Origin of the sequence: Spirillospora sp. NBC_01491 (assembly GCF_036227065.1) — a bacterium.
GTDB classification, from domain to species: Bacteria; Actinomycetota; Actinomycetes; order Streptosporangiales; family Streptosporangiaceae; genus Spirillospora; species Spirillospora xylanilytica.
This window is the reverse complement of record NZ_CP109432.1, coordinates 7,399,178-7,418,520: the sequence shown is the minus strand read 5'-3', so window position 1 is coordinate 7,418,520 and position 19,343 is coordinate 7,399,178. Positions and strand designations below refer to the sequence as shown.

At 72.7% G+C, this 19,343-nt stretch carries 19 protein-coding genes and 1 pseudogene; 7 read left to right on the top strand and 13 right to left on the bottom strand.

Features of this window, described 5'->3' with window-relative positions:
- Window positions 1–71: 71 nt before the first annotated feature.
- Window positions 72–869, bottom strand: a complete 798-nt coding sequence (locus tag OHA34_RS34445) for an isoprenyl transferase (RefSeq protein WP_285937132.1) — start codon at window positions 867–869, stop codon at window positions 72–74.
- A 233-nt stretch (window positions 870–1,102) separates the two neighbouring features.
- Window positions 1,103–1,828: pseudogene (recO, locus tag OHA34_RS34440) on the bottom strand (DNA repair protein RecO); the annotation flags it as partial.
- A 223-nt stretch (window positions 1,829–2,051) separates the two neighbouring features.
- On the opposite strand from recO, the gene OHA34_RS34435 reads away from it, so the two are divergent.
- Both OHA34_RS34435 and OHA34_RS34430 read left to right on the top strand, forming a co-directional pair.
- Window positions 2,052–3,053 carry a M4 family metallopeptidase gene (locus OHA34_RS34435; protein ID WP_329520003.1) on the top strand — a complete coding sequence of 334 codons (1,002 nt, stop codon included), beginning with the start codon at window positions 2,052–2,054 and terminating at the stop codon, window positions 3,051–3,053.
- Window positions 3,054–3,383: 330 nt separating this feature from the next.
- Window positions 3,384–3,638, top strand: a complete 255-nt coding sequence (locus tag OHA34_RS34430) for a protealysin inhibitor emfourin (RefSeq protein WP_285937134.1) — start codon at window positions 3,384–3,386, stop codon at window positions 3,636–3,638.
- A 306-nt stretch (window positions 3,639–3,944) separates the two neighbouring features.
- Here the strand turns inward: OHA34_RS34430 and leuA are convergent, their stop codons facing one another.
- Window positions 3,945–5,651, bottom strand: a complete 1,707-nt coding sequence (leuA, locus tag OHA34_RS34425) for a 2-isopropylmalate synthase (protein ID WP_285937135.1) — start codon at window positions 5,649–5,651, stop codon at window positions 3,945–3,947.
- 312 nt (window positions 5,652–5,963) lie between these two features.
- Window positions 5,964–6,758 (bottom strand): dimethylargininase, encoded by a 795-nt coding sequence (gene ddaH, locus OHA34_RS34420; RefSeq protein WP_285937136.1) that lies wholly within the window; start codon window positions 6,756–6,758, stop codon window positions 5,964–5,966.
- A gap of 213 nt (window positions 6,759–6,971) precedes the next feature.
- On the opposite strand from ddaH, the gene OHA34_RS34415 reads away from it, so the two are divergent.
- Window positions 6,972–7,781 carry a hypothetical protein gene (locus OHA34_RS34415; RefSeq protein WP_329520002.1) on the top strand — a complete coding sequence of 270 codons (810 nt, stop codon included), beginning with the start codon at window positions 6,972–6,974 and terminating at the stop codon, window positions 7,779–7,781.
- A 7-nt stretch (window positions 7,782–7,788) separates the two neighbouring features.
- Here OHA34_RS34415 and era read toward each other — a convergent pair whose 3' ends face one another.
- Window positions 7,789–8,724, bottom strand: a complete 936-nt coding sequence (era, locus tag OHA34_RS34410; RefSeq protein ID WP_285937138.1) for a GTPase Era — start codon at window positions 8,722–8,724, stop codon at window positions 7,789–7,791.
- Between the two features lie 457 nt (window positions 8,725–9,181).
- Between era and OHA34_RS34405 the strand changes: the two genes are divergently transcribed.
- Window positions 9,182–9,517, top strand: coding sequence for a cytidine deaminase (locus OHA34_RS34405; RefSeq protein WP_329520001.1), 336 nt, complete (start codon window positions 9,182–9,184; stop codon window positions 9,515–9,517).
- Window positions 9,518–9,560: 43 nt separating this feature from the next.
- Here OHA34_RS34405 and OHA34_RS34400 read toward each other — a convergent pair whose 3' ends face one another.
- The 5 genes from OHA34_RS34400 to OHA34_RS34380 form a co-directional block, all read right to left on the bottom strand.
- Complete coding sequence (locus tag OHA34_RS34400; protein ID WP_285937140.1) at window positions 9,561–10,262, bottom strand: hypothetical protein; 702 nt, start codon at window positions 10,260–10,262, stop codon at window positions 9,561–9,563.
- 75 nt (window positions 10,263–10,337) lie between these two features.
- Window positions 10,338–11,702, bottom strand: coding sequence for a hemolysin family protein (locus OHA34_RS34395; RefSeq protein ID WP_329520000.1), 1,365 nt, complete (start codon window positions 11,700–11,702; stop codon window positions 10,338–10,340).
- Window positions 11,699–12,169 (bottom strand): rRNA maturation RNase YbeY, encoded by a 471-nt coding sequence (ybeY, locus tag OHA34_RS34390; RefSeq protein WP_329519999.1) that lies wholly within the window; start codon window positions 12,167–12,169, stop codon window positions 11,699–11,701. Before ybeY ends, OHA34_RS34395 begins: the two co-directional genes overlap by 4 nt.
- On the bottom strand, window positions 12,170–13,225 hold the full coding sequence (locus OHA34_RS34385; RefSeq protein ID WP_285937144.1) for a PhoH family protein: 1,056 nt from the start codon (window positions 13,223–13,225) through the stop codon (window positions 12,170–12,172). It lies immediately after the preceding gene.
- A gap of 183 nt (window positions 13,226–13,408) precedes the next feature.
- Complete coding sequence (locus OHA34_RS34380; protein WP_285937145.1) at window positions 13,409–13,753, bottom strand: histidine triad nucleotide-binding protein; 345 nt, start codon at window positions 13,751–13,753, stop codon at window positions 13,409–13,411.
- Between the two features lie 344 nt (window positions 13,754–14,097).
- Here OHA34_RS34380 and OHA34_RS34375 point away from each other — a divergent pair, with 344 nt between their 5' ends.
- On the top strand, window positions 14,098–14,640 hold the full coding sequence (locus tag OHA34_RS34375; RefSeq protein ID WP_285938568.1) for a SigE family RNA polymerase sigma factor: 543 nt from the start codon (window positions 14,098–14,100) through the stop codon (window positions 14,638–14,640).
- Complete coding sequence (locus tag OHA34_RS34370; protein ID WP_329519998.1) at window positions 14,637–15,326, top strand: hypothetical protein; 690 nt, start codon at window positions 14,637–14,639, stop codon at window positions 15,324–15,326. Before OHA34_RS34375 ends, OHA34_RS34370 begins: the two co-directional genes overlap by 4 nt.
- Before the next feature lie 18 nt (window positions 15,327–15,344).
- On the opposite strand, the gene OHA34_RS34365 is transcribed toward OHA34_RS34370, so the two are convergent.
- The 3 genes from OHA34_RS34365 to hrcA form a co-directional block, all read right to left on the bottom strand.
- Window positions 15,345–16,076: a 16S rRNA (uracil(1498)-N(3))-methyltransferase gene (locus tag OHA34_RS34365; protein ID WP_285937148.1), complete on the bottom strand. Its 732-nt coding sequence runs from the start codon at window positions 16,074–16,076 to the stop codon at window positions 15,345–15,347.
- A gap of 150 nt (window positions 16,077–16,226) precedes the next feature.
- Window positions 16,227–17,363 (bottom strand): molecular chaperone DnaJ, encoded by a 1,137-nt coding sequence (gene dnaJ, locus OHA34_RS34360; protein ID WP_285937149.1) that lies wholly within the window; start codon window positions 17,361–17,363, stop codon window positions 16,227–16,229.
- Entirely contained in the window at window positions 17,364–18,377 is a 1,014-nt protein-coding gene (hrcA, locus tag OHA34_RS34355; protein ID WP_285937150.1) for a heat-inducible transcriptional repressor HrcA, read from the bottom strand. It lies immediately after the preceding gene.
- A 116-nt stretch (window positions 18,378–18,493) separates the two neighbouring features.
- Between hrcA and OHA34_RS34350 the strand changes: the two genes are divergently transcribed.
- Complete coding sequence (locus OHA34_RS34350; protein WP_329519997.1) at window positions 18,494–19,315, top strand: DUF3097 domain-containing protein; 822 nt, start codon at window positions 18,494–18,496, stop codon at window positions 19,313–19,315.
- Window positions 19,316–19,343: the final 28 nt, after the last annotated feature.

The window sequence follows — 19,343 nt, the reverse complement described above, 5'->3', positions numbered from 1 at the left end:
ACGTACGCAGGCCGGGACCCTAATGCAACTAATCAAGTAGGGAATGCCGAGTAAGTGTCGCCGCGGGAAGGTCAGCCGGCCGGCGCCGGCTCGACCGGGTTGGGCACCGCCCCGCCGTACCGCCGGTCGCGGGAGGCGTAGAGCTCGCAGGCGTGCCACAGGTGCCGCCGGTCGAAGTCGGGCCACAGCGTGTCGAGGAAGACCATCTCGGCGTACGCCGACTGCCACAGCAGGAAGTTGGAGGTCCGCTGCTCCCCCGACGAGCGCAGGAACAGGTCGACGTCGGGAATCCCGGGCTCGTACAGGTAGCGGGCGAACACCTTCTCGGTGATCTTGTCCGGGTTGAGCCGTCCGTCCCGCACGTCCCGGGAGATGGCCGCGGCGGCGTCGGCGATCTCGGCGCGGCCACCGTAGTTCACGCAGAACTGCAAGGTGAGCACGTCGTTGTCGCGCGTCATCTCCTCGGCGGTCTCCAGCTCGCTGATGACGCTGCGCCAGAGCCTGGGCCGCCGTCCCGCCCACCGCACCCGCACGCCCATCGCGTTCAGCTGGTCGCGGCGGCGCCGGATCACGTCGCGATTGAAGCCCATCAGGAAGCGCACCTCCTCGGGCGAGCGCCGCCAGTTCTCGGTGGAGAAGGCGTACGCCGACAGGTACGGGACGCCGAGCTCGATCGCCCCCATGATCACGTCGAAGAGGGAGTCCTCCCCCCGCTTGTGCCCCTCGGTGCGCGGGAGCCCGTGCCCCTTGGCCCACCGGCCGTTGCCGTCCATGACGATGGCCACGTGCCGGGGCACCAGGTCGGTGGGGATCGCCGGCGGACGGGCGCCGTCCCTGTGCGGATCCGGAGGCGATACGGCCCTTCTCACACTCTCTCCCTGTCGATCGTGTCGTCACTGTCGCCCGGACCGGCGCGGTATCCCGCCCCGTCCGGGTGGCCCCGATCACCGGGGTACCCCTGATCGTCCGGGTAACCGGGATCGTCCGGGTAACCGGGATCGTCCGGGTAGCCCGGGTCGTTCGGGTAGCCCGGGTCGTTCGGAAGGTCCCCTCCAGGCGCGGGGGCGCGGGCGGGGGCGACGACCCTGGGGCGGTCGCCCTCGCGCTCCACATGCCTGAGGGACCTGATGCCGTGCTCCAGATGCCATTGCAGGTAGGCGGCGACGAGGCCGCTGCACTCCACCCGGTGGCGCGGGTCGCTCCCGTCGGCGTACTCCCAGTCGCCGCGCAGCAGCGCCAGCATCAGCGCGAACGTCGGCGGGGCGGGCGTGGCCGCCCCCGGCTGCCGACACCGGGCGCACACCGCGCCGCCCGACGCGATGGCGAATCCGCGCAGCCCGCCGCGAGTCCCGCAGCGGCAGCACTCGTCGAGCGCGGGCGCCCAGCCCGCGACCGACAGCGACCGCAGCAGGTAGGCGTCCAGCACCAGGCGAGGGTCGTGCCCCCGCTCGGCCAGGGTGCGCAGCCCGCCCACCAGCAGCAGGAACTGGCGGAGCGCCGGCTCCCCCTCCTCGCTGGTGAGCTTCTCGGCGGTCTCCAGCATCGCCGTGCCCGAGGTGTAGCGGGGATAGTCGGTGACCAGGTGCTCCCCGTACGGCCTGAGGGTCTCGGCCTGCGTGATCAGGTCGAGCGAGCGCCGCTCGTACAGCTGGAGGTCGACATGGGTGAACGGCTCCAGCCGCGCCCCGAACCGGGACTTGGTCTTGCGGACCCCCTTGGCCGCCGCGCGAATCCGGCCGCCACGGCGGGTCAGCACCGTGACGATGCGGTCGGCCTCGCCCAGCTTCTGGGTGCGGAGGACGACGCCTTCGTCGCGGTAAAGGGTCACCCGCCCATTCTGGCGCACCCGGGGCGGTGCCTTGATCCTCGTACGGGCACCCGCACCGGATCTGCACACGATCCGCACCCCACCGGAGCCTCCGCAACCGGGAACAGAACGCCTATTACGGTCAGTGACCGGAATCGGACGCACCGGTACCGGCAAAGCTGTGGTTTGGATCACATGAAACTGGCAGCGTTGCCCTATGAGATGCGCAATCGTGCCCCCGCATATGCTCGAGCGAATCGCCCGCGACGCCGGCGACGCCGCCCTCCGCGCCCGAGCCCGCCGCACCCTCGTCCTCAGCGCCGCCCAGGCCACCGAGCGCAGAACGCTCATGGTCACCACGCCCGCGCCCAACGAGGACTTCATCCCCGACCGGACCATCCACGACGCCGAGCGACAGGAGCGCCTGCCCGGCAAGACCGTCCGCAGTGAGGGCGGCGCGACCACCGGCGACAAGGGCGTCGACCAGGCCTACGACTGGCTCGGCGCGACCTTCGACTTCTTCGAGGCCGCGTACCGGCGCAACTCCATCGACGGCGCCGGGCTGCCGATGGTCTCCACCGTCCACTACGGCCGCGACTACGACAACGCCTTCTGGAACGGCGAGCAGATGGTCTACGGCGACGGCGACGGCGAGGTGTTCACCGCGTTCACCGGCCCGCTCGACGTCACCGGCCACGAGCTGACCCACGGGATCACCCAGTACAGCGCCGATCTGGCCTACCAGGGCCAGTCCGGGGCGCTCAACGAGTCGCTCTCCGACGTCTTCGGCTCGCTGATCAAGCAGTGGCACGCGAAGCAGACCGCCGACACGGCCGACTGGCTGATCGCCGAGGGCCTGCTCGCCGAGGGCGTGCACGGCGTCGCCCTGCGGTCCATGAAGGCCCCGGGCACCGCCTACGACGACCCCCGCCTGGGCAAGGACCCCCAGCCCGCCCACATGGACAAGTACGTCCAGACCAGCGGCGACAACGGCGGAGTCCACATCAACTCCGGCATCCCCAACCACGCCTTCTACCTGGCCGCGACCGCGATCGGCGGCAACGCCTGGGAGAAGGCGGGCCGGGTCTGGTACGAGACCCTCACCGGCGGCTCGCTCTCGAAGAACATCGAGTTCACCGCCTTCGCGACCGCGACCGTCAAGACCGCCACCCGCATCTACGGCGCGAAGGGCACCGAGACGAGCGCGGTCCGCGAAGCCTGGGCGGGGGTGGGCCTCAAAGCCTGACCCGGCCCCGGAAGCCCGCCCCGCCGGAGAATGAGTGACACAGTGGCCAGACCGGAGCGGCGCGGCATCCGGCCCGACGACGAAGAAAGGCGACGCCATTCGGCGCCTCGGAGGCGGACCGCCTCCGAGGCGTGGTGGCGATGGGACCCGATGGCGGAGAGGGAAGGCGACGCCTCATGCGATGTAGGCGACATCCTGAGGGCGAGCGGGGAACACTGAGTGAGCCGACGCGGTGCCCTCGGGCGCCGGGAGGCGAGCGGGAACACGGCCCGGGGGCGGGCGGGAACACTTTGGCGCCGGTTGGGCGCCCCGAAGGTGAGCGGGTACAGAGTGAGGGTGACAGTGGTCCGCAGCGGCGGGTTCGCTGGGATCGAGAAGCGGGGCGAGTGCGACAGCACCAGCGATCCGGTGCTGGCCAGGCTCGTCGATCGGGTGGACCTGGGGTCGGTGCCTCCGCCCGGACGCATCCCCGACCAGTTCCTCTATCGGATCGACATCGACGGCAGTGAGACCGCCGTGGGTGAGGCCCAGCTCAACGGGCCGTTGCGGGAGCTCGTGCATTACGTGCTCGGCCGGGCTCGCTGAGGCCCCGCGGCCGAGATCGAGGTCCCGGCCGCGGGGCGGGATCAGAGGAGCCGGGCGGAGGCGTCGGACGGGAGCGTGGCCGCGCCCACGTCGGGGCTGTTCCGGTTGACGCGCGAAGGCCCCGGCCGTGAGGTCGTCACGGCCGGGGCCCGAGCAGCGGTCACCCGGGTGGTTCACACCACGGTGACCGGGTCGATCGTCTTCGCGGCGTCGGAAGACACGGTCGGGACCGCGGGCCGAGAGGTTCGGCTCAGGACCCGCGGGTCGGTCGGCCTCGGGACGTGGGCTGGGAGACTCCGATCGGGCTCAGGCGACGCGGGCCACGCGGTTCACCGCGGAGAGCATCGCCTTGAGGGAGGCGGTGACGATGTTGCCGTCGATGCCCGCGCCCCAGACCGAGATGCCGTTCACGTCGCACTCGACGTAGGCCGCGGCGCGGGCGTCGCCGCCGGCGCTCATGGCGTGCTCGGCGTAGTCGAGCACCCGGACCTGGATGCCCACCGTGGCGAGCGCCGCCTCGAACGCCGAGACCGGGCCGTTGCCCACGCCGGCGATCTCGCGGATCTCCCCGTCGATCCGGACGTCGCAGCTCAGCGCGTCCTTCTCGTCCACCCGGGAGGTCGCGCGGTGCGCCAGCAGCCCGGCGCGGGGGCCGTTGGCCAGGAACTCGGCCTCGAAGATCTCCCACATCCGCTCGGGCGTGACCTCGCCGCCGGCGCTGTCGGTGTGCTCCTGCACCACCCGGGAGAACTCGATCTGGAGCCGGCGCGGCAGCTCCAGGGAGTGCTCGGTCTTCATCACGTAGGCGACGCCGCCCTTGCCGGACTGGCTGTTGACCCGGATGACCGCCTCGTAGGAGCGGCCGACGTCCTTGGGGTCGATCGGCAGGTACGGGACCTCCCAGTGGAACCGCTCCACGGGCACGCCGGCCTCGCGCGCGTCCCGCTCCAGGTGGTCGAAGCCCTTGTTGATCGCGTCCTGGTGCGAGCCGGAGAAGGCGGTGTAGACCAGGTCGCCGCCATAGGGGTGCCGCTCGTGCACCGGCAGCTGGTTGCAGTACTCGACCGTCCGGCGGACCTCGTCGATGTCGGAGAAGTCGATCTGCGGGTCGACGCCCTGGGTGAACAGGTTCAGGCCCAGGGTGACCAGGCAGACGTTCCCGGTGCGCTCGCCGTTGCCGAACAGGCAGCCCTCGATCCGGTCGGCGCCCGCCATGTAGCCGAGCTCGGCGGCGGCGACCCCGGTGCCGCGGTCGTTGTGCGGGTGCAGCGACAGGATGACCGAGTCCCGATAGGCCAGGTTGCGGTGCATCCATTCGATCTGGTCGGCGTACACGTTCGGGGTGGCCATCTCGACCGTGGCCGGCAGGTTGAGGATGACCTTCCGGTCGGGCGTCGGCCGCCACACGTCGTTGACGGCGTTGCAGACCTCGACGGCGTAGTCCAGCTCGGTGCCGGTGAACGACTCGGGCGAGTACTGGAAGTAGATCTCGGTGTCGCCCATGTCCTCGGCCAGCTTGGCGCACAGCTTGGCGCCCTCGACCGCGATCGCGGTGATGCCGTCGCGGTCCTGCCCGAAGACGACGCGCCGCTGGAGCGTGCTGGTGGAGTTGTACAGGTGCACGATGGCCTGCTTGGCGCCGCGCACCGACTCGAAGGTCCGCTCGATCAGCTCGGGCCGGGCCTGGGTCAGCACCTGGATCACCACGTCATCGGGGACCAGGCCCTCTTCGATGATCTGCCGGACGAAGTCGAAGTCGGTCTGGCTGGCCGCCGGGAAGCCGACCTCGATCTCCTTGTAGCCCATCCCGACCAGGAGCTGGAACATCCGCAGCTTGCGCTGCGGGTCCATCGGATCGATCAGCGCCTGGTTGCCGTCCCGCAGGTCCACCGCGCACCAGCGCGGGGCCTCGGTGATCACGGCGTCCGGCCAGGTGCGGTCGGCCAGCTTGACGGGTGCGAACGGGCTGTAGCGCTCGAAGGGCATGCCCGAGGTCTGCTGTTGCGGATACATCCGGTGGTTTCCCTCTGCTCGATCCTCCGGCCGACGCTCACGGCGTTGTCCCGCAGCGAGGGAGCCGACCTGTTACAGGCCCCCGCTGCGGCCACTAAGGAGGAGCAGCTCACGCAACACGCCTACCAAACTAACAGACGCCATCCGAGCTACGGAAACCGCGTCCCGCATGCTGAGACTCGTGGCCACTCACCCGTCCCATCAACACCCCTGGACCCCCAGGTCATTCCCCTGATCGCGAGGGCGAGCGGGTGCGGAGCCCCGGCGCCGGCCAGGGCCCGACGATCAACGCGGCCGCACCCGCGCGCCGGATCAGGGCACCAGCACCGAGAGGCAGGTGACGCAGCCCTCCAGCGCCTCGAACTCGCTGATGTCCACGCTCGTCACCCGCAGCCCGTCGGCCGCGAGCCGCCGCGCGGTGCGCGGCGCCGAGGCCGACAGCAGCACGTGGTCGGGCCCGAGCACCACTACGTGCGCGCCCGCTGGCTCGGGTGCGACCCGCAGCCCCGGCAGCGCGGACGTGTCGACCAGCTCGGGGACCCCGATCAGCGTCCCGTCCGGCAGTGCGGTCACCGCCGACTTCAGGTGCAGGCAGCCGCGGGTGCCGACCGGCACGACGCGCCGTCCGCCCAGCAGGGTCGCGAGCTGGCAGATCCCGTCGGCGTTGGTACGGGCTCCGTGCCCGACGTAGACGGTGTTCCCGGCCCGCAGCACGTCGCCGCCGTCGAGCGTCCCGGGCGTCTCGATCCGCGCGACCCGCAACCCGAGATCGCGCACCGCGCGCTCCACCCCCGCCACCTCGCCCCGGCGGCCGGCCTCACCGGACCGCGCGAGCACGGCCAGATCGCCGCACACCACCACGGTGTCCTCCACGAACACCCCGTCCGGCGACGGGCTGTCGGGCACCGCGCGGACCCGCCAGCCGGCGGACCGCAGCGCAGTGACGTATGCCCGGTGCTGCCGCGCGGCCAGCCCGGTGTCGACCGGACGGCGCTCGACGTGCGTGACGATCCCCTCGGCCAGGCGCGGCGCGGGGGCGCGGACCAGCGCCGTCCCGGCGTTCCGCAGGGTGCACATGATCTCGCTCCGCTCGGCGGGTGCGGGCATCGGCCGTCCTCCCTTCGACGAGTGCAGCACTCCGGCCGGCCTCGGGTCAGCGCACCGCCGAATCGGTGATGAGGCTCACAGCGGACACCGACACCCTCAAAAACCACGACACCGGACTCCGTCCATCAAAGCGGGCGTCGTTCCGCACCATCGACCAGCGCGCCCCGCCGTGGCCGCCCCGGCGAACCGGACGCGCCCCTCTACGCTGGATCCATGACTGGTGACCTCGGTTCCGTAGGTGAGGGTGCCCACCCGGAGCCGGCCCCGGTGGGCCCGCGTCCCGACTTCCTTCCGCACGTCGACCGGCACCCGCCGCCGCCCGCGTTCGCCCTGGCGGCCGTCCCGGAGCCGCGGCGCCGGGGCACCGGCTGGAGCATCGCGCTGATCGCGGCGGCGGCGGTCCAGCTCGTGTCGGCGTTCCTGCCGTGGGCGCAGGCCCTGGTGGTCGTCGACCTGTTCGGCCGTCCCCTCAGCCGCAACCTCGGCACCGTCGCCGGGATCGACGCCGACGACCTGGTGATCAGCGTGCCCGTGCTGGCGCTGGTGACCATCGCGATGACCTTCTGGGGCTTCGCCGACCCGCGCATCACCGCGCTCGGCGCCATCACCGGCACGCTGACGCTGCTGGCCTGCGGCCTGTTCGTGCTGCGCCTCGGCGACGTCCGCGACCACATGCCGGACGAGGGCCTGGGCGTCGGCTACCAGATCGGCCTGCGGTACGGCTGGTACGTGGCGGTGGCGACGTCCCTGCTCGTCATCGGCTTGAGCCTGGCGCACCCCGTCACCAGCCGCCTGACCCGCCGCGGCGTCCCGGCGGCGTCCCCCTACCTCGCGCCCCGTCCCGAGGCCGAGCCTGAGGGTCCTCCGGCCGAGCGGCCCGTCCCGGACGAGGCGCCCGCCGCGTCCGATCGCCCGTCCGGCGAGGCCGAGCCCGAACCGGCGCCGCCCTCGGCCGAGGGCGGGAGCCGGACCGGCGAGGAGGGCCGGTCGCAGCCCGAAGGCTGGACGCCGCCCGACGCCTGAGGCGGGATCAGTCGTAGAAGCCGAGGCGGCGGAGCTGCTTGGGGTCGCGCTGCCAGTCCTTGAGGACCTTGATCCGCAGGTCGAGGAAGACCTTGGTGCCGAGCAGGGCCTCGATCTGCTGCCGGGCGCGGGTGCCGACGTCGCGGAGCCGGGCGCCCTTGGTGCCGATGACGATGGCCTTCTGGCTGGGCCGTTCGACGAAGAGGTGGGCGTAGACGTCCATGAGGTCCTCGCGTCCCTCGCGGGGGGCCATCTCGTCGACCACGACGGCGATCGAGTGCGGCAGCTCGTCCCGGACGCCCTCCAGCGCCGCCTCGCGGATCAGCTCCGCCACCAGCGTCTGCTCGGGTTCGTCGGTGAGGTCGCCCTCGGGGTAGAGCGGCATGCCCTCGGGCAGGTGCGAGATCAGCAGGTCGCCGACGAGCCCGACCTGGAACCCGTCGCGCGCCGAGCAGGGCACGATGTCGGCGAACTCGCCCAGCCGGCCGACGGCCAGAAGCTGCTCGGCGACCTGCTCCGGGGGCGTGGTGTCGGTCTTGGTGACGATCGCGACGATCGGGGTCCCCTTGACCCCGGCGAGCTCGCGGGCGATGAACCGGTCGCCGGGCCCGACCGTCTGGTCGGCGGGGACGCAGAAGCCGATCGCGTCGACCTCGGTGAGGGTGGAGCGGACCAGGCTGTCGAGCCGCTCGCCGAGCAGCGTGCGGGGCTTGTGCAGGCCGGGGGTGTCGACGACGATCAGCTGGGCGTCGGGGCGGTGCACGATCCCGCGGATCGCCCGCCGGGTGGTCTGCGGCCGGCTGCTGGTGATCGCCACCTTGGTGCCGACCAGGGCGTTCATCAGGGTCGACTTGCCCACGTTGGGGCGTCCGATGAAGCAGGCGAACCCGGACCGGAAACCCTCGGGCGGTCGTTCGGTCGTCGTGTCTCCCAGCGCTGTCACCCCCCAATTGTCGCCTACCCGACCGATCACATCGGCCATCGGGCCAGCCGGACCGGAGCGGAGCGAGGACCGCCTGGCCCTTCGGCGGGGGTCTGGGGGTCGCCCCCAGGGAGAAACCGGCCAGCCGGACCGGAGCGGAGCGAGGACCGCCTGGCCCTTCGACGGGGGTCTGGGGGTCGCCCCCAGGGAAAAACCGGCCAGCCGGACCGGAGCGGAGCGAGGACCGCCTGGCCCTTCGACGGGGGTCTGGGGGTCGCCCCCAGGGAAAAACCGGCCAGCCGGACCGGAGCGGAGCGAGGACCGCCTGGCCCTTCGACGGGGGTCTGGGGGTCGCCCCCAGGGAAAAACCGGCCAGCCGGACCGGAGCGGAGCAAGGACCGCCTGGCCCTTCGACGGGGGCCTGGGGGGCGCCCACCGCAGCGAAGCGAGGACCGCACGGGGGTTCTAGGCTGGGGGCGTGAGTGAGCTGAGCGGTGAGGACGAGAAGATCATTACGCTGGCGCGGTCCGCGCGGGCGCGTACCGGGGCCGCCGAGGGGGCGGCCGTGCGGGACGAGACCGGGCGGACCTACTCGGCGACCAGCGTCGACCTGCCGTCGTTGAAGCTGACCGCCCTCCAGGTGGCGGTGGCCATGGCGGTGTCCAGTGGCGCCGAGGACCTGGAGGCCGCGGCCCTCGTCACGGGCGGTGACGGCGTCGCCGCGTCCGATGTGGCGGCCGTGCGCGACCTGGGTGCCAAGGCCCCGGTCTTCCTCGCCGCTCCCGACGGGACGCTCCGCTCGACCGTCGGCTGACCGCCGGACCCTCGCCGGGCCCGCCTGATCATGGCGCGCGGGGTCATGGCGCGCCGGCCTGTGGCGGGGTCGTCCCGCGCAGGGCGGCGAGCTTGGCGATGGCCTTCGCGGCGATCCCCTCGAAGCCGTGCGCGCCCCCGGCGCCGAGGGCGCCGGGGGCGGCGAGGACGAGCAGGTCGTCAGCCGTCCGCGCCATGATCATGTCGAGGGCGACCGGCTGCGGGCCCGGCCCGGACCAGTAGCGCACCGCGAACGCGTCGGGGACGGCCGCCGGACGCCGCAGCAGCGCCCGGCGCATGCCGATCCCCCGGTAGCCGAACGTGAACGTGAGCCGGGGGCAGCCCGCGACCGCCCTGCGGCCCCTGTCGACGGCCGCGGCGGCCTTCCCGGACGGCAGCCGGAACACGTGCTGGACCAGGGTCGCCTCGGGTTCCAGGCGGTAGAACGCGGCGTGCGCTTCGGGTGAGCCGCCGTCCCCGCCGAAGTCGCGGGCGCGGATGGCGCCGGTGATCCTCAGCAGGCGGGCGCAGTACGGGTCGTCCGGCCGGAGCCCGTCGAAGGGGTGCTGGTCTTCGGCGGGCAGGAACTCCGGCGGGACGTCGCGTCCGGTCAGGACGGCCGCCGCCAGGACCGCGGAACCCGCCCCTGTGCGCGGTGGGGCGCCGCCGCAGTCGGTGAGGGCCGGGCCGGCGACGCCCAGCGCCGCGCAGGCGGCGAACGCGACGTACCGGACGGTGCGCGGCATGAGATCCCCCCGAATCCCTCAACGCGCCAGAACGTTCCCGCCGGGTAATGAAGTTAACCCTTCGCGCAAATGCGACTACCGGGCGTGCCCAGCGGCGCCGCGGCGTTCTCCGGAGGTGCGGTCCCCCGCCGCGCTCGCACCCGGCGGGCGCCCGCCGACCCGGCGCACCAGCACGGCGCCGATCCGGTTGCGGCGCCCGGCGATGCTCTCGGCCTTGAGCGACAGCCCCGGCGCGCCGTCCGCGCCGTCCGCGCCGACCTCGGCGGTGGAGCCCTCGATCGGCACCCGGCCGAGCGCGTGCGCCAGCAGCCCGCCCACGGTCTCGACCTCCTCGACGTCGAGCTCGACGTCGAACAGCTCGGCCAGATCCTCCACCGGCAGCCGGGCGGTGACCCGGGCCGCGCCGTCCGGGAGCCACTCGACCCGCGGGGCCTCCACGTCGTACTCGTCGGCGATCTCTCCGACGATCTCCTCGAGGATGTCCTCGATGGTGACCAGCCCGGCGGTGCCGCCGTACTCGTCGATCACGATGGCCAGGTGGATCTGCCGGGCCTGCATCTCCCGCAGCAGCTCGTCGATCGGCTTGCTGTCGGGCACGTAGGTGGCCGGGCGCATCACCGACTCGACCGCCTCCACCGACTCGACCTCGCGGTGCTCGTGGCCGCGCCGGACGATGTCCTTGAGGTAGGCGATGCCGACCACGTCGTCCTCGTTCTCGCCGACCACCGGGATCCGCGAGAAGCCGCTGCGCAGGGCCAGCGACATGGCCTGCCGGAGCGTCTTGCCGCGCTCGATGAACACGATGTCGGTGCGCGGCACCATCACCTCGCGGACGAGGGTGTCGCCCAGCTCGAACACCGAGTGGATCATCTGCCGCTCGTCCGGCTCGATCAGGCTGCGCTGCTCGGCGAGGTCGACCAGGTCGCGCAGCTCCGCCTCGGACGCGAACGGCCCCTCGCGGAACCCCCGGCCCGGCGTCAGCGCGTTGCCGAGCAGGATCAGCAGCCGGGGCAGCGGCCCGAACACCCGGGTCACCGGGTGGATCACCGCGGCGCCGGTCAGCGCGATCCGCTCGGCGTGCTGGAGGCCGAGGGTGCGGGGGCCGACCCCGATCGCGACGTAGCTGACCACGATCATCAGCACCGCGGCGACGACGTAGGCCCGCCAGGTCTCGTCCAGCCAGGAGATGCACAGATCGGCCACGATCACCGTGGCGACCAGCTCGCAGCCGATCCGCAGCAGCAGCACCATGTTGAGGTAGCGGGCCGGGTCGGCGACGACGTCGGCCAGCCGTCCGGCGCCGCGGCGCCCGTCGCGGACCAGCTCCTCCACCCGGACCCGCGACACCCGGGCCAGCGCGGTCTCGGTGCCGGCGAGCAGCCCGGCGAGGACGACCAGGCCCACCGCCAGGGCCGACAGCCATCCCTGAGCCGTGCTCATCGCCGGGCGGCGTGCCAGGAGTCGAGCAGCTCAGCCTGGAGGCCGAACATCTCCTTGTGCTCGTCGGGCTCGGCGTGGTCGTAGCCGAGCAGGTGCAGGATGCCGTGCGTGCAGAGCAGCTCGAGCTCGTCGCGGGTGCCGTGCCCCGCCGTCCGCGCCTGCCGCTCGGCGACCGCCGGGCACAGCACCACGTCGCCGAGCAGCCCAGGCTCGGCGTCGTCGTCGTCGGAGCCGCCCGGCATGTGGCCGGGCCGCAGCTCGTCCATCGGGAACGACAGCACGTCGGTCGGGCCCGGCTCGTCCATCCACTTCTCGTGCAGCTCGGTCATCGCGTCCTCGTCGACCAGCAGCACCGACAGCTCGGCCAGCGGGTGCACGCGCAGCCCGTCCAGCACGTGCCGGGCCAGGTCGCCGAGCCGCTTCTCCTCGACCGGGACCCCGGACTCGTTCAACACTTCGATGCTCATCTAACGCCCCCGCTTGCGGGACGCGCCGCGTCCCGCCGCCCCCTGCTCGATGCCCGCCACCTGCGACTCGTCGAACCGGCTGTAGGCGTCGACGATGTCGGTCACCAGCTTGTGCCGGACGACGTCGCGGCTGTTCAGCCGGCAGAAGTGGATGTCCTCGACGCCCTCCAGGATGTCCTGGACGACCCGCAGCCCGCTCTTGTTCCCGCTGGGCAGGTCGACCTGGGTGACGTCGCCGGTCACCACCACCTTGGAGCCGAAGCCGAGCCGGGTGAGGAACATCTTCATCTGCTCGGGCGAGGTGTTCTGCGCCTCGTCGAGGATGATGAACGAGTCGTTAAGGGTGCGCCCCCGCATGTAGGCCAGCGGCGCCACCTCGATGGTGCCGGCCGCCATCAGCCGCGGGATCGAGTCGGGGTCGACCATGTCGTGCAGCGCGTCGTACAGCGGGCGCAGGTAGGGGTCGATCTTCTCGTAGAGCGTGCCGGGCAGGAAGCCGAGCCGCTCGCCGGCCTCGACCGCCGGCCGGGTCAGGATGATGCGGTTGACCTTCTTGTCCTGGAGCGCCCGGACCGCCTTGGCCATGGCCAGGTAGGTCTTGCCGGTGCCGGCCGGGCCGATGCCGAACACGATCGTGTGCTTGTCGATCGCGTCGACGTACCGCTTCTGGTTGACCGTCTTCGGGCGGATCGTCCGGCCCCGTCCGGACAGCACGTCGAGGGTCAGCACCTCGGCCGGGCTCTCGCCGTCCCCGCCGCGCAGCATCGCCAGGCTCCGCTCGACCGCGTCGGGGGTGAGCTGGGTGCCGCTCCTGAGCAGGTCGACCAGCTCGGTGAAGAGCCGGGAGATCAGCTCGGACTCGGCCTCGGGGCCGGTCACGGTGATCTCGTTGCCGCGCACGTGGATGTCGCTGCGGAAGGCGTGCTCGATGACGTGCAGCAACTCATCCCGGGAGCCGAGGAGGCTCACCATCGAATGGTCGTCGGGCACCACGATCTTCATCTGGGCGCGCGGGCCACCCGGTCCGCCGCGCTTCGCCTGGGTTGATTCGACCATCAGCGGGCCTTGCGGCCTCTCCGACCTGCCTTCTGTGTGCTCCGGGTGTCCAGCCTCCGTCACATCCATGGTACTGGGCGCCCACGGCGGCACGCCGCCGCATTTCCGCCCGCCCGCCCCGGCCGCCGCCCGCGAAACGGCGGGCGGCCCCAGGGCCGGTGCGGGCGCCCGGTGCGGTGCGGGTCAGCCGGGCGGCCAGTTGAGGCCGCGCCCGGCGAGCACGTGCGCGTGCACGTGGAGCACCGTCTGGCCGGCCTGCGGGCCGGTGTTGAACACCACCCGGTAGCCCGGCTCGGCCGCCCCCTCGTCCGCCGCGACCTGGTGGGCCTCCCCGAGCACCTCGGCCAGCAGCCCGGCGTCGGTGGCGGCGAGCTCCGCGACGGACGGGTGGTGCTCCTTGGGGATGACCAGCACGTGCGTGGGGGCCTGCGGGTTGATGTCGCGGAACGCGAGGACGCGTTCGGTCTCCCGGACGACCTTGGCCGGCACGTCCCCGGAAACGATCTTGCAGAACAGGCAGTCCGTCATCGCTCTCCTCCCAGCGGCCGTGACCGCTCCGGAATCCTATCGAGACCTGGGCGGGACGCGGCCCGCCACGGCCGTGCCGCGGGCCCGAAATCGCTTGATCAACATCCGCTGGATACGCCTCGTCCCGCCCGCTCACTGGCTATGGTTGGCAACTCAGGCGTTCCCCCCGGCCCGTACAGGACGCGCGCCTCGCCTCGGCCGTCGGGGTTCGCCCCTTCGCGCCGCGCCGAAGGCACCGTCCGTCCGGACGGCTGGGGGGCGGCAAAGGCGGCGGACAGGTGACCGAGGCAAGACAGAAGATGCCCTTTCGTAAACCCGACGACGGGGGCGCGCGTCCCACTGATGTGACCGAGACCCTCGTGGCCAGGGGCGCGGCGGGCGCGGTGGCCGTCGCCTGGGACGCCGATCAGGCCGTGACCGCGCTCTACAGCGCCAACTACCGTTCGCTCGTGCGGCTCGCGGCGATGCTCGTCCGCGACTCCGGGACGGCCGAGGAGGTCGTCCAGGACGCGTTCGTGGCGATGCACGGCGGCTGGCGGCGGCTGCGCGACCCCGACAAGGCCCTGTCCTACCTGCGCCAGTCGGTGGTCAACCGCTCCCGGTCGGTGCTGCGGCACCGGGCCGTGGTCGAGAAGTACGCCCCCAAGGGCCTGCCCGACGCGCCCAGCGCCGAGGCCGGGGCCATCGGGGAACTGGAGCGGTCCGCGGTGATCGACGCGCTCGCGGGGCTCCCCGGCCGGCAGCGCGAGGCGCTCGTCCTGCGCTACTACGCCGATCTGTCCGAAGCGGAGATCGCCAACGCGATGGGCATCTCCCGCGGTGCCGTCAAGAGCCACACGGCACGCGGCATGACCGCGCTACGCAACGTCCTGGAGCAGTTCTCATGACCACCCACCCCGACGACGAGCACAGCGAGATCCTGCGCCGTGCCCTGCACGCGGAGGCGGACGAGGTCATCCCCGCGGGCGACGGCCTGGAACGCATCCGGGCCCGCATCGAGCAGAGCGAGCGGCGCCGGGTCGCCCGCTACTGGCTCACCCCCGGCTGGACGCGCCCGGTGCTGGCCGTCGCCGCCGCCGTGGCCATCGCCGGCATCGGCGTGTCCGCGCCGCAGACGATCAGCCTCATCCAGCAGTCGGTGGGCAACAACGGCCCGTCCGGCAAGAGCCACGACGACTCCACCGACGCCGACCGCACCGCCACCACGAGCGGGCCGGACGGTCAGCCGGTCCCCGTGTCCCCGGGCGAGCCCGGGTCCGGCACCCCGAGCGAGCCGCCGTCGTCGGAGCCGGCGACCGCGCCGGGATCGCCGCTGTGCGCCTCCTCGCCCGCCGCCGCGGGGGCGGGCGCCACGCCGGGCCGCTCGGCCCCGATCCGGGAGCCGGGCGAAGGCGACACGGCCGCCGGCAAGCCCTGCGGGACCGGGCAGACCCCGCCGACGACGCCCTTGCCGTCGCCGACCACGACGACGCCGAAGCCGACCGACCCGGACCCGCCCACCGAGCCGCCGACGGAGGAGCCGCCGACCGAGACCCCGCCGGCCTCCGAGTCCAGCAGCGCGTCCAGTCCGTGACCCCGCCCCGGCGGGGTGTCACCAGCGGCCGGTGGCCGCCAGCAGGACCGACGCGGCGGCCACGCCCGCGGTCGAGGTGCGCAGCACCGTCGGGCCGAGCCGGGTGGCCCGGCCACCGGACGCGGCGAAACGGTCAAGCTCCTCGTCGGTGATGCCGCCCTCGGGGCCCACGACGAGCACGATCTCACCCGTGGCCGGGGGCTCGACGGCGCTGAGCGGCGCGTCGGCCTCCTCATGCAGGATCAGCGCGAGGGACGCGGCGGCGATCCGGCCGGCCACCGCGGGCGTGGCGGCCAGGTCGGCGACCTCGGGCAGCCGGGTGCGGCGGGCCTGCTTGGCCGCCTCGCGGGCGGTGTTGCGCCAGCGCGCGAGGGCCTTGTCGCGGCGTTCGGGCCGCCACTGCGTCACGCAGCGGGACGCGGCCCACGGCACGATCTCGTCGACGCCGACCTCGGTCATGGTCTCGACGGCCAGCTCACCCCGGTCGCCCTTCGGGAGGGCCTGGACGACCACCAGGCGCGGCTCCGGGGGCGGCTGGTGATGCCGGGCCAGCACGTCCAGCGTCAGGGCCGCGCGGCCCGTCTCGACGACGACGCACTCGGCCAGCAGCCCGGCCCCGTCGGTGAGGTCGACGCGCTCGCCCGAGCGCAGCCGCCGCACGGTGGCGGCGTGCCGCCCCTCGGCGCCGCCGAGGACGACGCGGTCGCCCTCCAGCTGGCCGCCGTCTGCGAGGAACACCGGCGGACTCATCGACCCCCCACGGACGGAACCGAGCCCCTTGAGCGGAGCCCGGAGCGGAAGCCCCCGGAACGGAATCCCTGAACGGCGGTCCCGTCGGGGCCTCCGTCACGGCGGGGGATCGCCGTGGCGGCCTTCCTGATAGGCCGCCACGGTGACTCTTCAGTGCTGGTTGAACACGTCCCAGATGCGGGACAGCTTGCCGCGCTGGCCCGGCGCGAACTTGCCCGGGGGCCGCTCCTCGCCGCGCAGCTTGGCCAGTCGCCGCAGCAGATCCTCCTGCTCCTCGTCGAGCCGGTGCGGCGTCTCCACGTTCACGTGGATCATCAGGTCGCCGCGACCGCTCTCGTTGAGGTGCCGGACGCCCCGGCCGTACATCGTGATGACCTGGCCGGACTGCGTGCCGGGCTTGATGTCGATGCCCTCGGGGCCGTCGAGGCTCTCGATGGTGACGTTGGTGCCGAGCGCGGCGGCGGTCATCGGGATCTGCACGGTGCAGTGCAGGTCGTCGCCCTCCCGCTCGAAGATCGGGTGCGGCTTCTCGGCGATCTCCAGGAACAGGTCGCCGGGCGGGCCGCCGCCGGGGCCGATCTCGCCCTCGCCCGCGAGCTGGATGTGGATGCCGTTCTCCACCCCGGCGGGGATCTTGACCTTGACCGTCCGGCGGGTGCGGACCCGGCCGTCGCCCGAGCACTCGGGGCAGGGGTTGCGGATCACCGAGCCGAACCCGCCGCACTGCGGGCACGGGCGCGCGGTCATGACCTGGCCGAGGAACGAGCGCTGCACCTGCTGCACCTCGCCCCGCCCGTGGCAGGTGTCGCAGGTGTCGGGGTGGGTGCCCGGCGCGCAGCCGCTGCCCTCGCAGCTCGTGCAGGCGACCGCGGTGTCGATGGACAGCTCGCGGGTGGTGCCGAACGCCGTCTCCTGGAGGTCGAGCTCGACCCGCAGGGTGGCGTTGCGCCCGCGCCGCGCCCGGGACCGGGGGCCGCGCGAGGCCGAGGTGCCGAAGAACGCGTCCATGATGTCGCTGAACGGGAACCCGGCCCCGGCGAAGCCGCCCGCGCCCCCACCCCCGCCGCCGGACGCGAACGGGTCGGCGCCGAGGTCGTACATCTCGCGCTTGCGGGGGTCGGAGAGCACCTCGTACGCCTGGGTGATCTCTTTGAACTTCTCCTGGGTCTCCGGGTCCGGGTTGACGTCCGGGTGGAGTTCGCGCGCGAGCCGGCGGTAGGCCTTCTTGACCTCGTCGGCGCCGGCGTCGCGCCGGACGCCGAGGGTCGCGTAGTAGTCGTTGGCCACTTACGACCCCGCCAGGATCTGTCCGACGTAGCGTGCCACTGCCCGTACCGCTCCCATCGTGCTGGGGTAATCCATGCGTGTCGGCCCGAGCACACCGAGCCGGGCCAGGGTGAGGTCGCCGACGCCGTAGTCGGCGGCGACGACCGAGGTCGACCGGAGTCCCTCATCGGGGTTCTCGGTACCGATCCGAACCGTAACTGTAGAGGAGTCGCCGGTCTCACCGAGCAGCCGCATCAGCACCACCTGTTCCTCCAGGGCCTCCAGCACGCCGCGCAGGCTCAGGGAGAAGTCCATCGCGGCCAGGTTGGCCGCGCCGGCGAAAACGATCTTCTCTTCGTGCTTCTCGACGAGCGTCTCCAGCAGCACCGACAGCACCGCCGCGGCGAGCGGGCGCTCGTCCGCACCGACCTGGTCGGGCAGGTCGGCGACCGCGACCGGGACCTCGCCCAGCCCGCATCCGTCGAGGCATGTGTTGAGCAACGCCCGCAGGTGCCCGATCGATTCCTCGGAGACCGTGCCGTGGGTCTCGATGACCCGCTGCTCGACCCGCCCGGTGTTGGTGATCAGGACCAGCAGGAGCCGTTCGGAGGCGACCGGGACCAGCTCGACATGCCGCACCGACGAGCGGGTCAGCGACGGGTACTGCACCACGGCGACCTGCCGGGTGAGCTGGGCGAGCAGCCGGACGGTGCGGCCGACGACGTCGTCGAGGTCGTAGGCGCCGCTCAGGAACGTCTCGATCGCGCGGCGCTCGGCGCCGGAGAGCGGCTTGATGTTGGACAGCCGGTCGACGAACAGCCGGTAGCCCTTGTCGGTAGGGACGCGGCCGGCGCTGGTGTGCGGCTGGGCGATGTAGCCCTGCTCCTCCAGCACCGCCATGTCGTTGCGGATCGTCGCCGACGACACGCCGAGATTGTGCCGGTCCACCAAGGCCTTGGAGCCCACCGGCTCGTTGGTGGAGACGAAGTCCTCGACAATGGCGCGCAGGACCGCGAGTTTCCGGTCGTCGAGCACGTGGTCACCTCCCTGCCCCCGTACTGGCACTCCGTACTTCCGAGTGCCAAGTGTACGGCCAGGCGGGGGCACTCCGGGGGTGCCGGACGGCCTCGCTCTCGTTAGAGTGCCCAACCGTGCGGAGCAAGGACTACGGTGACGACATTCTGGCGGGAGACTGGCGACTACCCCGCAAAGGCCAGATACCGGAGATCCCGGCCGAACCCGGCCTGGTGGCGGAGGACCCCGGAAGCGGCTTCTGCGGCGCGGTCGTCGGCTGCGACAAGTTCGGGGTCACGCTGGAGGACCGGTTCGGCAAGCGCCGGATCTTCCCGCTCGACAAGTCGGGCTTCCTGATCGACGGACGGCCCGTCACGCTGGTGCGGCCGGACGCGGCCCCGCGCGCGCCCGCCCGCTCGGCCTCCGGGTCGATCGCGGTGCGCGGCCTGCGCGCCCAGGTGGCCAAGGAGAGCCGCATCTACGTGGAGGGCGTCCACGACGCCGAGCTGGTCGAGAAGATCTGGGGCCACGACCTGCGGGTCGAGGGCGTCGTCGTGGAGTACCTGGAGGGCGTGGACGACCTCCCCGCGATCGTCGAGGAGTTCGGCCCCGGCGCGGGCAGGCGCCTCGGCGTGCTGGTCGACCACCTGGTGGAGGGCTCCAAGGAGAGCCGGATCGCCGCGCAGGTCTCGTCCCCCCACGTGCTGATCACCGGCCACCCGTTCATCGACATCTGGGAGGCGGTCAAGCCCGCCGCCGTCGCGATTCCCGCCTGGCCGCGGGTCCCGCGCGGCGTATCTTGGAAGGAGGGTGTGCTCACCGCGCTGGGTTGGGGAGACAACGTGGGCGCCGCCTGGAAGCGGATCCTCGGGTCCGTCGACTCCTTCACCGACCTGGAGCCGGCCCTGCTCGGCCGCGTCGAGGAACTGATCGACTTCGTGACCGTCCCCGATCCCTAGATCCCCGCCGCCGCCCTGGACGAGGAGC